General features: G+C 73.5%; 9 protein-coding genes. 5 read left to right on the top strand and 4 right to left on the bottom strand.

Annotation, left to right across the window (positions count from 1 at the left end):
- The first annotated feature begins 183 nt into the window (after positions 1 to 183).
- From ACZ501_RS15605 to ACZ501_RS15620, 4 genes are all read left to right on the top strand, one after another.
- Entirely contained in the window at positions 184 to 1,707 is a 1,524-nt protein-coding gene (locus ACZ501_RS15605) for a xanthine dehydrogenase small subunit (protein ID WP_468795757.1), read from the top strand.
- Positions 1,704 to 4,097, top strand: a complete 2,394-nt coding sequence (gene xdhB, locus ACZ501_RS15610; protein WP_468795760.1) for a xanthine dehydrogenase molybdopterin binding subunit — start codon at positions 1,704 to 1,706, stop codon at positions 4,095 to 4,097. Before ACZ501_RS15605 ends, xdhB begins: the two co-directional genes overlap by 4 nt.
- 1 nt (position 4,098) lies before the next feature.
- A complete protein-coding gene (gene xdhC / locus ACZ501_RS15615; RefSeq protein ID WP_468795763.1) occupies positions 4,099 to 4,908 on the top strand; it encodes a xanthine dehydrogenase accessory protein XdhC in 810 nt (269 codons plus the stop codon).
- 967 nt (positions 4,909 to 5,875) lie between these two features.
- Positions 5,876 to 7,375, top strand: a complete 1,500-nt coding sequence (locus tag ACZ501_RS15620) for a DHA2 family efflux MFS transporter permease subunit (RefSeq protein ID WP_361606199.1) — start codon at positions 5,876 to 5,878, stop codon at positions 7,373 to 7,375.
- A gap of 58 nt (positions 7,376 to 7,433) precedes the next feature.
- On the opposite strand, the gene exaC is transcribed toward ACZ501_RS15620, so the two are convergent.
- Together exaC and ACZ501_RS15630 are read right to left on the bottom strand one after the other, a co-directional pair.
- Positions 7,434 to 8,957 carry an acetaldehyde dehydrogenase ExaC gene (gene exaC / locus ACZ501_RS15625; RefSeq protein ID WP_361606196.1) on the bottom strand — a complete coding sequence of 508 codons (1,524 nt, stop codon included), beginning with the start codon at positions 8,955 to 8,957 and terminating at the stop codon, positions 7,434 to 7,436.
- A gap of 55 nt (positions 8,958 to 9,012) precedes the next feature.
- Positions 9,013 to 10,299: a GAF domain-containing protein gene (locus ACZ501_RS15630; protein ID WP_468795766.1), complete on the bottom strand. Its 1,287-nt coding sequence runs from the start codon at positions 10,297 to 10,299 to the stop codon at positions 9,013 to 9,015.
- Positions 10,300 to 10,497: 198 nt separating this feature from the next.
- Here ACZ501_RS15630 and ACZ501_RS15635 point away from each other — a divergent pair, with 198 nt between their 5' ends.
- Complete coding sequence (locus ACZ501_RS15635) at positions 10,498 to 11,148, top strand: MOSC domain-containing protein (RefSeq protein ID WP_361606189.1); 651 nt, start codon at positions 10,498 to 10,500, stop codon at positions 11,146 to 11,148.
- A gap of 28 nt (positions 11,149 to 11,176) precedes the next feature.
- Here the strand turns inward: ACZ501_RS15635 and ACZ501_RS15640 are convergent, their stop codons facing one another.
- On the bottom strand, positions 11,177 to 11,638 hold the full coding sequence (locus ACZ501_RS15640) for an SAM-dependent methyltransferase (protein WP_361606186.1): 462 nt from the start codon (positions 11,636 to 11,638) through the stop codon (positions 11,177 to 11,179).
- A gap of 139 nt (positions 11,639 to 11,777) precedes the next feature.
- A complete protein-coding gene (locus ACZ501_RS15645) occupies positions 11,778 to 12,566 on the bottom strand; it encodes a hypothetical protein (RefSeq protein WP_468795769.1) in 789 nt (262 codons plus the stop codon).
- Positions 12,567 to 12,603: the final 37 nt, after the last annotated feature.

The raw sequence follows: 12,603 nt of genomic DNA on the forward strand, positions 1-12,603 counted from the left end.
CCCTCTCCGGCGTGCCCGATTGCGGCCCCGGCACCTTTTCGTTTTTCTGTCACCGCCTGCGGCACGCCGTCGCGTGCCGATGTGCGCTCTCCGGGTTCTCGAGCTGCGCCACCGAAACAGAAAGTCCTGAAAAATGGCGACTAGGACAACCAGATCCACCGCGCACCGAAATGAGGATCTGCCATGGTAGCGGCGCGGATCACCGTCAACGGGAAAGAAACCCCGATCTCACCCGCCGCGCCCCACACCACCGTGCTGGACTTCCTGCGCGAGCGCGGCCTCACCGGTACCAAGGAGGGCTGCGCCGAGGGCGAATGCGGCGCCTGTTCGGTCCTGGTGGCGCGTCCCGGGGTGGACAAGCCCACCGACTGGGTGGCGGTCAACGCCTGCCTGGTCCCGGCCGCGGCGCTCGACGGCCAGGAGGTCATCACGTCCGAAGGTCTCGCCACCGCCGGCGGGCCCGGCACACCGGCCGGCCTGCACCCCGTGCAGGAGGAGATGGCGGTCCGCGGCGGTTCCCAATGCGGTTACTGCACACCGGGCTTCATCTGCAGCATGGCCGCCGAGTACTACCGGCCCGGCCGCTGCGCGCACGCCGCCCCGGCCGGCGGCACGGACTGTGACGGTACGTCCCCCGGCAGCGCCGACTCCGGCAGCACCGGCTTCCGCAGCGCCGACCCCGAGCACGGCCCGAACGGCTTCGACCTGCACGCGCTCAGCGGAAACCTCTGCCGGTGCACCGGCTACCGCCCCATCCGCGACGCCGCGTACGCCGTCGGCGCGCCCACCGGCGACGACCCCCTGGCCCAGCGCCGCGAGCAGTCCCCGCCCGAACCGGCCGCCACCGCGTACACCCGGGACGACAGCACGTTCCTGCGCCCCGGCACCCTGGCCGACACCCTGCGGCTGCTGCGCGAGCGGCCCGACGCGGTGGTCGTGGCCGGCAGCACCGACTGGGGGGTGGAGGTCAACATCCGCTCCCGCCGGGCCCGTTGCGTGATCGCCGTCGACCGGCTGCCCGAACTGCGGGAACTGTGCGTCGAGTCGGACCACATCGAGATCGGAGCGGCGCTGACGCTCACCGAGATCGAACGCCGCCTCGACGGCAGCGTCCCGCTGCTGGCGGAACTGTTCCCGCAGTTCGCGTCCCAGCTCATCCGCAACAGCGCGACCCTCGGCGGCAACCTGGGGACCGGATCGCCCATCGGTGACAGCCCGCCCGTGCTCCTCGCGCTGGAGGCGTCGGTGGTGCTCGCCGGCGCCGACGGCGAGCGCGAGGTCCCGCTCGCGGACTACTTCACGGGCTACCGGCAGAGCGTGCGCCGCCCCGGAGAGCTGATCCGAGCGGTGCGCGTCCCGCTGCCGCTGTCGCCCGTCACGGCCTTCCACAAGATCGCCAAGCGCCGCTTCGACGACATCTCCAGCGTGGCGGTCGCCTTCGCGCTCGACATCGAGGACGGGACCGTCCGCAAGGCGCGCATCGGCCTGGGCGGCGTGGCAGCCACCCCGATCCGCGCCCTCGCCACCGAGGCCGCCCTGGAGGGCGAGCCGTGGTCGGCGCGGACCGTCGAGGCCGCGGCGCAGGTGCTGCGGGCCCAGGGCACCCCCATGGACGACCACCGCGCCAGCGCCGAGTACCGCTCCGCGATGCTCGGCCAGAGCCTGCTGAAGCTGTACGCACAGACCACCGAGGCGGTGTCGTCATGAGCCAACTGTCCGAGCGCCCCGAGAAGGCCGTCGTCGGGGTCTCCGTACCGCACGAGAGCGCCGGCCTGCACGTCACCGGCGCCGCGCTCTACACCGACGACCTGGTCCACCGCACCAAGGACGTACTGCACGCCCACCCGGTGCAGGTCATGAAGGCCCGCGGCAGGATCACCGCGCTGCGCACCGGGCCCGCGCTGGCCGTACCCGGCGTGGTGCGCGTCCTCACCGGTGCCGACGTGCCCGGCGTCAACGACGCCGGCATGAAGCACGACGAACCGCTGTTCCCCGACGAGGTCATGTTCCACGGCCACGCGGTCGCCTGGGTGCTCGGCGAGACCCTGGAGGCTGCTCGGCTCGGTGCGGCGGCCGTCGAGGTGGAACTCGACGAGCAGCCCTCCCTGATCACCCTGCGGGAGGCGATCGCGGCCGAGAGCTTCCACGGCGCCCGGCCCGTGATGCTGGCCGGCGACGTCGACGCGGGTTTCGCCGACTCCGCGCACGTGTTCACCGGCGAGTTCCAGTTCTCCGACCAGGAGCACTTCTACCTCGAGACGCACGCGGCGCTGGCCCACATCGACGAGGCCGGGCAGGTGTTCGTCCAGAGCAGCACCCAGCACCCCTCGGAGACGCAGGAGATCGTCGCGCACGTGCTCGGCCTGCACAGCCACGAGGTGACCGTGCAGTGCCTGCGCATGGGCGGCGGCTTCGGCGGCAAGGAGATGCAGCCGCACGGGTTCGCGGCCGTCGCCGCGCTCGGCGCCAAGCTGACCGGCCGGCCGGTGCGGGTACGGCTCAACCGGACCCAGGACCTGACCATGTCCGGCAAGCGGCACGGGTTCCACGCCGCCTGGAAGATCGGCTTCGACGCCGAGGGCCGCATCCAGGCCCTGGACGCCACCCTGACCGCCGACGGCGGCTGGAGCCTGGACCTGTCCGAGCCGGTGGTGGCCCGCGCGCTGTGCCACATCGACAACACCTACTGGATCCCCAACGCGCGCATCGCCGGCCGCGTCGCCCGCACCAACAAGGTCTCCAACACCGCCTTCCGCGGCTTCGGCGGACCCCAGGGCATGCTGGTGATCGAGGACATCATGGGCCGGTGCGCACCCCTGCTCGGCCTGGACCCGGCGGAGCTGCGGGAGCGCAACTTCTACCGCCGGGGCCAGCACACCCCGTACGGGCAGCCGGTCCTCCAGCCCGAACGGATCTCCGCGGTCTGGGAGCAGGTCAAGGAGAACGGCGCCGTCGCCGACCGCAAGAGGGAGATCGCGGCCTTCAACGCCGCGCACCCGCACACCAAGCGGGCCCTCGCGATCACCGGCATCAAGTTCGGCATCTCGTTCAACCTCACCGCCTTCAACCAGGGCGGCGCGTTGGTGCTGATCTACAAGGACGGCTCGGTCCTGATCAACCACGGCGGCACCGAGATGGGCCAGGGCCTGCACACCAAGATGCTCCAGGTGGCCGCGACCACGCTCGGCATCCCGCTGCGCAAGGTGCGACTGGCGCCGACGCGCACCGACAAGGTCCCCAACACCTCCGCCACCGCCGCCAGCGCCGGGACGGACCTCAACGGTGCGGCGGTGAAGAACGCCTGCGAGCAGCTGCGCGACCGCCTGCTGCACGTGGCCGCCTCCCAGCTCGGGGCGAACGCCTCGGACGTGCGGATCGTCGAGGGCGTCGCGCGCGTCCTCGGCAGGGACGAGGAACTGGCCTGGGACGACCTGGTGCGCACCGCGTACTTCCAGCGGGTCCAGCTGTCGGCGGCCGGCTTCTACCGGACCGAGGGCCTGCACTGGGACGCGAAGACGTTCCGGGGCTCGCCGTTCAAGTACTTCGCCCACGGCGCCGCGGCGACCGAGGTGGAGGTGGACGGCTTCACCGGCGCGTACCGCATCCGGCGGGTCGACATCGTCCACGACGTCGGCGACAGCCTCTCCCCGATGATCGACATCGGCCAGGTCGAGGGCGGCTTCGTGCAGGGCGCGGGCTGGCTGACCCTGGAGGACATGCGCTGGGACTCCGGTGACGGACCGAACCGCGGCCGGCTGCTGACCCAGGCCGCGAGCACCTACAAGCTGCCGAGCTTCTCGGAGATGCCCGAGGAGTTCAACGTCACGCTGCTGCAGAACGCCGCCGAAGAGGGCGCGGTCTACGGCTCCAAGGCGGTGGGCGAACCCCCGCTGATGCTGGCGTTCTCCGTGCGCGAAGCGCTGCGGCAGGCCGCAGCGGCCTTCGGGCCGGCCGGGGTCAGCGTGGAGCTCGCCTCCCCGGCGACACCGGAGGCGGTGTACTGGGCGGTCGAAACGGCCCGCGGCGGCCGTGCCCGCGACGGCGGCGGGGTCCCCGCCGGCACGAGCACCGACACGAGCGCCCTGAGCAATGCCTGACATGACCTGGGTGGCCGCGGTCGCGCGGTTGCGGGCCCGCCGGGAACCCGGCGCGCTCGTGACCGTCGCGACCGTACGCGGCCACGCACCCCGCCGGGCCGGCGCCAAACTCGTCGTGGGGCGGACCGAGACCTGGGGCTCGATCGGGGGCGGCAACATCGAGGCCGTCGCCATCGACCGGGCCCGCGAGGTCATCGGCACGCCCGACCAGGAGCCGGAGCTGATGGAGTTCGCCCTCAACGAGAAAGTCACCGGCCGGCACGGCGTGCAGTGCTGCGGCGGAGCCGTCAGCGTCCTGCTCGAACCGCTGCCGGTGGTACCGGCGGTGGCGGTCTTCGGCGTCGGACACGTCGGGCTGGAGCTGGCGCGCATCCTGGCCCGCCACGACCTGGACCTGCACCTGATCGACACCCGCCCCGGGCAGCTCACCGAGGAACGGCTCTCCGTGCTGGCGGACGCGGTCGCGCAGGTCCACGTGCACCACACGCCGCTGCTCCCGGAGGACGTCCTCGCGGAGCTGGCACCCGGTACCCACGTCCTGATCATGACCCACGACCACGCCGAGGACGCCGCACTGTGCGACGCCGCCCTGCGCACTGCGGGCCTCGGCTCGATCGGGCTGATCGGCTCGGCCGCCAAATGGGCCCGCTTCCGCCGGCGCCTGGCCACCGAGGGCGGCCACGACACCGCCGCGATCGACCGGATCAAGTCCCCGATCGGAATGCCCGAGCTCACCGGCAAGGAACCCGCCACCATCGCGGTGGGCGTCGCGGCGGACCTCCTGCGCACCTTCGAACAGGAGGGCCGCTGACCGGCGCCGGACCCGCCGGCGCCGGCTCGGCCTGACCAGGGGGCGCGTCACACGGTGAGCTCGACCCGACGCGCAGGACGGCGGCGCCGCGGGTCGGCGGGAGTGCCGGGGCGGTCCCCGATCCCAGGACACGACCCCGGAGGGGACAGGATGCCCGGCTCTGCATGACCGTCCCGTCCTTCCCGGGGCACGGGAACGGCGACGGGCCGGCGCGCTGTCCCAGAGGCCGGGCCTGAGCCTCGGCACCGTCACCATCAGCACCGCCGCCAGGCGCGGGACCTGCGCGTGCTGCCCTGGCTGGGGCGCCGTGGGGAGGCGAGAACGCCCTCGGGGACCGGTACGGGCGCGGCCTGCGGCGTGGGGGAGCTCGCGGGCGGGCGACCGGAGGGCGGGATGACGGCGTCGGGCCGGCCGACGGAGGGGTAGTGCCAGCGGTGTCGCGAGTGGCGCCGGCTGTACGGCGATTGCGGGTTGTGCTCCACCTGCCGCCGCTGTGGCGAAGACGCCGGCCAGGATGACGCAGAGCCCTGGCAGTTCGGCGACGGCAACCGCAACGGCGGCTCGAGCCGCGATGGTTCCGGCAGCGACGGCTGGTTGGGCGGGCAGGGCGGCGGCAACCCAGGCGGCCCCTCCGGCGGTTCGGGCGGCGGTCGCTGGTCCCGGTCCGGTGGCTCTGGTGGTTCCGGCGGTGGCTCGGGTGACGGCTGCGGCGGCGGTGGCTGCTGCAATCCGTGCAAGTGCTGCTGCGACTGGTGCGACTGAACGACGGATGAGCCCGCCCGCCCCGGGCTTCGGCAGCCGCCTGCTCGAGGAGGTCATGCCGTGGCCGTTCCGGTTCGGCAAAATGGTTTGAGCTCGGGCGGCGGCACCGTCACGATCGGAGGACACCGATGAGTTCTTCCCGGCGCCGCAGTCTGTCAGTGTGACCTGCCCCCGTGCGGAGGACACTCACATGACGGAAGGCGCCATGCCCGCACCACACGAAACGCCCACCCCCTCGCCCGCCCGCGTCACCGCCGTGCTGCGGATCCTCGTGCTGTCCACGTTCGTCGTCCTCCTCAACGAGACGATCATGGTCAACGCCATCCCGCGGCTCATGCGCGACTTCGAGGTCACCGCGGCCGCCGCAGGGTGGCTGTCCACGGCCTTCATGCTCACCATGGCCGTCGTCATCCCGGTGACGGGGTGGTTCCTCCAGCGCGTGACGACCCGGACCGCCTTCGGCCTCGCCATGGCACTGTTCCTCGCCGGCACGGCCCTGGCCGCGGCCGCGCCAGCCTTCCCCGTACTGCTGGCCGCCCGCGTCATCCAGGCCTCCGGCACCGCCGTCATGATGCCGCTGCTCATGACGACGCTGATGACCCTCGTGCCCCCGCACGACCGCGGCCGTGTCATGGGCAACATCACCCTCGTCATCTCCGTCGCACCCGCCCTCGGCCCCGCCGTCTCCGGTGTGCTGCTGCAGCTGGGGTCATGGCGCCTGCTGTTCCTGGCGGTGCTCCCCATCGCCGGGGCCATGGCCGTGTTCGGCCGGCGCAAACTGGTCAACATCGGCGAGCCGCAGGCCGGCCCGATCGACTGGCTGTCCGTCCCCCTGGCGGCAGCGGGCTTCGGCGCCCTGGTCTACGGCCTGAGCGGCCTCGGTGCCGGGAACGCGGACCAGGCCCCCGTGCCCCCGGAGGCCACGACCCTGGCCGGCGCCGTGCTGGTGGGGCTGTTCGTATGGCGACAGCTGGCACTGCAGCGCTCGTCCGCACCGCTGCTGGACCTGCGCGCCCTGACGTTCCGCCACTTCTCCGTGGCGCTCGGCCTGATGTGCCTGTCCTTCATGGCCCTCATGGGTGCCTTCATCCTGCTGCCGATCTACCTGCAGGAGGTGTGCGGCCTGACCTCGCTGCAGACCGGGCTGCTCCTCATTCCCGGCGGCTTGACCATGGGGCTGCTCGGACCACAGGTCGGCAAGCTCTATGACCGGCTCGGCGCACCGCGCCTGGTCGTGCCAGGGGCCGTACTCACAGCGCTGTGCCTCGCGCTGTTCGCCCTCACGGGCGAACAGACCTCGCCCTGGCTGGTGCTCGCCCTCCACGTGGCCCTGAGCGCGGGCATGGCGTTCGTCTTCACCCCCGTCTTCACCTCCGGCCTGTCCGTACTGCCGCCGCACCTCTACCCCCACGGCTCCGCCATCCTGGGCTCGCTCCAGCAGGTCGCGGCCGCCGCCGGCACCGCCCTGGTGATCAGCGTCATGTCGGGACGGGCCGCCACGGCGGCAGCCGGGGGCGCCGACACCACCGGCGCGCTCGCCACGGGCATCCGGTGGGGATTCGGCATCGGCGCCGTGCTCGGCGCCCTGGCCGTGCTGGTCGCCTTGCTGATCCGCACCCCGCCCGCTCCGCAACAGCCCGCAGCGTCGGAAACCCAGGACGAAGAAGGCACCACGACGAGCAAGACCGCGCAGACGCCCACCTGACGCCTGGACGACCCGCCCCGTGCCCCCGGCGACGAAGGGGGCACGGGGCGCCGTCGGCTCAGAACAGGCCGAGCTTCTTGGGGGAGTAGCTGGTGAGGATGTTCTTCGTCTGCTGGTAGTGCTCCAGCATCATCTTGTGGGTCTCGCGGCCGATGCCCGACTGCTTGTAGCCGCCGAAGGCGGCGTGGGCCGGGTAGGCGTGGTAGCAGTTCGTCCAGACGCGGCCCGCCTGGATCGCGCGGCCCGCGCGGTACGCGGTGTTGATGTCGCGGGTCCAGACGCCCGCGCCCAGGCCGTACGACGTGTCGTTCGCGATGCGGACGGCGTCGTCGAAGTCCTGGAAGGAGGTCACCGACACCACCGGTCCGAAGATCTCCTCCTGGAAGATCCGCATCCGGTTGTCGCCCTCGAAGACGGTCGGCTCCACGTAGAAACCGCCCGCCAGGTCGCCGCCGTGGTCGATGCGGTCGCCGCCGGTGAGGATCTTCGCGCCCTCCCGCCGACCTATCTCCACGTACGAGAGGATCTTGCGCAGCTGCTCCTCCGAGGCCTGGGCCCCGATCATCGTCTCCGTGTCCAACGGGTGGCCCGGGACGATGAGTTCGGTGCGGGCGACCGCCGCGTCCAGGAAGTCGCCGTACCGGCCCCGCTCGATCAGCGCGCGTGACGGGCTCGTACACACCTCGCCCTGGTTCAGCGCGAACATCGTGAACCCCTCCAGGGCCTTGTCGCGCAGGTCGTCGTCCAGCGCCCAGATGTCGTCGAAGAACAGGTTCGGGCTCTTGCCGCCGAGTTCGAGCGTGACCGGCTTCAGGTGCTCCGCCGCGTACTGCATGATCAGGCGCCCCGTGGAGGTCTCCCCGGTGAAGGCGATCTTCGCCACGCGCGGGCTCGACGCCAGCGGCTTCCCGGCCTCCTCGCCGAAGCCGTTGACGATGTTCACCACCCCCGGCGGCAGCAGGTCCGCCACCAGGCTCAGCCAGTAGTGCACCGAGGCCGGCGTCTGCTCGGCCGGCTTGAGGACCACCGTGTTCCCCGCGGCCAGCGCCGGCGCCAGCTTCCACACGGCCATCAGGATCGGGAAGTTCCACGGGATGATCTGGCCCACCACGCCCAGCGGCTCGTGGAAGTGGTAGGCGACCGTGTCGTCGTCCAGCTGGCTGAGGGAGCCCTCCTGGGCGCGCAGGGCGCCCGCGAAGTAGCGGAACTGGTCGACGGCCAGGGGCAGGTCGGCGGCGAGGGTCTCGCGGACCGGCTTGCCGTTCTCCCAGGTCTCCGCGACCGCCAGGGCCTCCAGGTTCTGCTCCATCCGGTCCGCCACCCGCAGCAGGACGGCGGAGCGCTCCGCGACGGACGTGCGGCCCCACGCCGGCGCCGCCGCGTGTGCGGCGTCCAGCGCCCGCTCCACGTCCTCCGCCGTCCCGCGCGCTACCTCGGTGAAGGGCCGGCCGGTGACGGGGGAGGGGTTCTCGAAGTACCGGCCGCGGGCGGGCTCCACGTACTCCCCGCCGATGAAGTGGCCGTAGCGGGACGCGTACGACATCAGCGAGCCCTCGGTACCGGGTGCGGTGTAACGGACCATGGGTGTCCTCCCCTGCCGGGCGCCGGCCGCCGTCGGACAGCGCTCGGTGCGGAGGCTAGGAGCGGGCAGGTTGCGGGGACGTTGCGCTCCGGACGCCGAACTCCTCGTCGAGGGCGCGTACGCGGGCCAGGGCGGCCGGCCGGCTCTGCGGCGGCAGGGCCGCGGCCAGCGCCCGCCACACCGCCGGGTCCTCGGCGCCCCACGGGCTGCACACCCAGTCGGTCAGCAGCCCCGCGTCCGCCCGGGCGATCACCGCCGCCCGCGCCTGCTCCTCGATCCGCCGGCGCAGCCGGACGACGCCGGGGGCCGAGGAGGCCGGCAGCAGCGGGCCGCGGTAGCGGGTGAGGGCGGCCGAGACCGCTCCCGCCGCCAAGTGCCGCGTCACAGCGGTGAAGTCGGCCTCCAGGGGGGCGGCGGTGCGGTAGGGGCGGGAGAGCAGGTTCCCGGTGCCGAGCAGGGCGCGCAGCCGGGACATCTCCGCCCGCAGCGTCACCGCCGCGACCGATTCCTCCTCGTACAGGGCGAAGGCCAGCTCCTCCCCCGACAGACCCCCGGGGTGGTGCGCGAGCAGCGCCATGATCTCGCTGTGCCGCCGCCCCAGCGGGATCCGGCGGCCGCCGAGCACCAGCAGCGCCTCGTCACGCCCGAGCGCGTCGAGGGTGTCGCGGGAGGCGGGCGGCTCCGGTGCCAGCAGCGCCAGCTGGGCCTCCGCGGCCCGCGCCACCGCCTGGACGAACGCCAGCGAATGGGGGTGGGCCAGCCCGTCACCGCCGGTGATGTCGACCGCGCCGAGCACCCGGCCGGTGCCGGGGTCCCGCACCGGGGCGGCCGCGCACGTCCAGGGGTGCACCCGGCGGCTGAAGTGCTCGGCGCCGAAGACCTGTACGGCCTCCCCGACGGCGACCGCCGTGCCGGGAGCGTTGGTCCCCATCGCCGTCTCCGCCCAGCGCGCGCCCGGTACGAAGCCGAGCCGCTCCGCCCGGCGCAGGGTGGCCGCCTCCCCCTCGACCCAGAGCAGCTCGCCCCGCGCGTCGCACACCGCGAGCAGATGGGCGCCGTGCGCCGCGAAAGCCCCCACCAGATCCCGGAACAGCGGCATCACCCGGGCCAGCGGATGCTGTTCGCGGTAGCCCAGCAGCTCCGCCTCCGCCCGGTCCAGGCGCGGCGCGCACTCCGGGCTGACCCGCGCCCGCACGCACCGCCGCCAGGACTTCGCGATCACCGCCCGGACCGGCGGCTCGACCCGCCCGTCCCGGGTGAAGGCCTCGTGCGCCCGTCGCAGGACGCGCGTGCGCTCGACGGGATCGGCCCCGCCCGGCAGCGCCAACGACGGATCGCCCATGTCACCCTCCCGAGGGACCGTGGAGCCGCGGTACGCGGAGCGGCCCCCATCGTCATGCGGCTCCCGGACCCCGGCAAGCGCCACGTCGGCCAGTCGGTGCCGAAACCGGCCGGGAACGCGCCGCCGCGTCCGCGCGTTGACCGAGGTGGCAGCAGCAATACGGCCGCCCGGGGCGGCAGGGGGGATGAGGACGTTCCGATGAGCACCGCCGAGAAGACCATCGAGACCACCGTCGCGGCCACGGCCGGGACCACCGCCGGGGACACCGCCGAGACCGCCGCCGGCCGCCGCGAGGGGGACGGCACGCGGGTCGCACGCGTCGCGGCGGTCAGCAGCAATCCCGAGTACTCGTTCACCAAGCCCAACCGGGAGAGCATCACGCTCCTCGCCGGCCTCGGCGTCGAGGGCGACGTGCACGCGGGGGTCACCGTCAAGCACCGCTCGCGGGTGGCGCAGGACCCGACCCGGCCGAACCTGCGCCAGGTGCACCTGATCCACCGGGAGCTGTTCGAGGAGGTGGCCGGAGCCGGCTTCAGCGTCTCCCCGGGCCAGCTCGGGGAGAACGTGACCACCGAGGGCATAGACCTGCACGCCCTGCCGACGGGCACGCTGCTGCGCATGGGCCAGGAGGCGGTGGTGGAGGTGACGGGCCTGCGCAATCCGTGTCCGCAGATCAACGCCTTCCAGGACGGACTCCTCAAGCAGGTCGTCGGCCGCGACGAGGAGGGCCGTCTGGTCCGCAAGGCAGGGATCATGGGCGTGGTGCGCCAGGGCGGCACGGTCCGCCCCGGCGACCCCGTCGAGGCCACCCTCCCGCCGCTGCCGCACGTCCCGCTGGAGCGCGTCTGACGGGCGGGGCAGGGCGGGAAGGGACGGCCTAGTAGTAGTCCCGCATGAGGGCTGTCGCCCAGGGCGGCTGGCGGGTCTCGCCGCGGGGGCCGAACTCCGCCATGTACGGCTTGAGGTCGAGCACGGGCGTGCCGTCCACCGCGTCCAGCCCCTCGACGTGCACCTCCAGGCCGTCCACCTTCAGGATCCTGCACCGGGAGAGGCCGATCCGGTTGGGCCGGTTCTTGCCGCGCTGGGCGAAGATCCCGACCAGGGGCCAGTCCTGGTTCCCCCGCGGGTGCCGCGCGCCCGTCTCGATCTTCTCCACCGGCACCCGGTCGAAGTGGTAGACGACCTCGACGTGGGAGAAGTCCTCGAGCCCGTACAGGGCCTCGGGGCCGAACCGGTCGGCGTCCAGCCGGATCACCGCCCGCTCCCGTCCCCAGTCGTCGTCCACGACCTCCGCCCGGCCCCCGACGACCACACCGACCGGCTCCGATTCCACCCTCATCCGTTCCCCCGTCTCCCTCTCGCGTGTCCCCGACGTCCGTGTCCCGGATGTTGCCCGCCCGGTCGCTCGCGTCACCGGGCGGCCCGCCCGCGTACCGCCCGCCCGGGGCCCGTCTGCGGCGCCGCCCGGCTCCGCAGGCTCAGGCCGGCCGCGCGGCCACGCCGTCCAGTGCGGTCAGCAGGCCGGCCAGCCCGGGCAGGCCGGCGCCCCCCTCGCGGGGGACCGCCAGGACCTCGCCCGGTTCCTCGTCCAGCAGGACGAAGGCCGGGCCGCCGGTACGGGCGACCAGCGACCACCCGGGCCCGTCGGCCCGCAGGGTCCGTACGCCCTCACCCGCGAAGGCCGATCGGACCCGGCCCGGCGGCGGCGCCTGCCGCGCGTAGTCGGCGGCCTCCCGCAGCGCCCGCGCCAGCCCCGGGTGCGCGGCGGCCGCCGCCCCGCCGTCCTCGGCGACGCGCCCGCTCCAGTCCGCCCACTCCCGGGCGATCTGGTCCGCGCCCAGGCGGCGCTGCACCGGGCCCCACCCCTCGGCCGAGGGCGGCGCCAGCGGCACCCGCCCGGTGCCGTCCGCCCCCTGCTCCGGATCGTGCGGCTCCGCGATGCCCGACGCCGACACCGTCAGCTCCAGCGGCCAGCCCGCCAGCGACGCCACGACCGTGCGCTCGTCGGGCGACAGGTCGTACTCCATGCCGCAGTCCCAGGCCGCGATGGCGCCGGCCACGAGCGAGACGTCGTCCACGACGACCGTCCAGCGCGCGCCCTCCTCGTCCTGGCCCAGCACCAGCCCGTACCCGTCGGCGGCCGGCGGTACCCCCAGCAGCGCGCAGGCCTGCGGGAAGTCGTCGCCGAACACCGCCGGGAACTGCGTGGGGGTCAGCAGCACGGCCGTCAGCACGTACAGCGAGCCCCCGTCCTCCTCGTCGGACACGTGGCCTCCCGATCGCGTTCTCGTCGGCGCACCTTAA

The organism is Streptomyces sp. NPDC034085 (assembly GCF_055575555.1).

Excerpts from the sequence above, each read along its gene's own strand:
- exaC (WP_361606196.1), bottom strand. The coding sequence starts at position 8,957 with ATGGTCCGTTACACCGCACCCGGTACCGAGGGCTCGCTGATGTCGTAC.
- ACZ501_RS15620 (WP_361606199.1), top strand. The coding sequence starts at position 5,876 with ATGCCCGCACCACACGAAACGCCCACCCCCTCGCCCGCCCGCGTCACC.
- xdhB (WP_468795760.1), top strand. The coding sequence starts at position 1,704 with ATGAGCCAACTGTCCGAGCGCCCCGAGAAGGCCGTCGTCGGGGTCTCC.
- ACZ501_RS15630 (WP_468795766.1), bottom strand. The coding sequence starts at position 10,299 with ATGGGCGATCCGTCGTTGGCGCTGCCGGGCGGGGCCGATCCCGTCGAG.
- ACZ501_RS15605 (WP_468795757.1), top strand. The coding sequence starts at position 184 with ATGGTAGCGGCGCGGATCACCGTCAACGGGAAAGAAACCCCGATCTCA.
- ACZ501_RS15640 (WP_361606186.1), bottom strand. The coding sequence starts at position 11,638 with ATGAGGGTGGAATCGGAGCCGGTCGGTGTGGTCGTCGGGGGCCGGGCG.
- ACZ501_RS15635 (WP_361606189.1), top strand. The coding sequence starts at position 10,498 with ATGAGCACCGCCGAGAAGACCATCGAGACCACCGTCGCGGCCACGGCC.
- xdhC (WP_468795763.1), top strand. The coding sequence starts at position 4,099 with ATGACCTGGGTGGCCGCGGTCGCGCGGTTGCGGGCCCGCCGGGAACCC.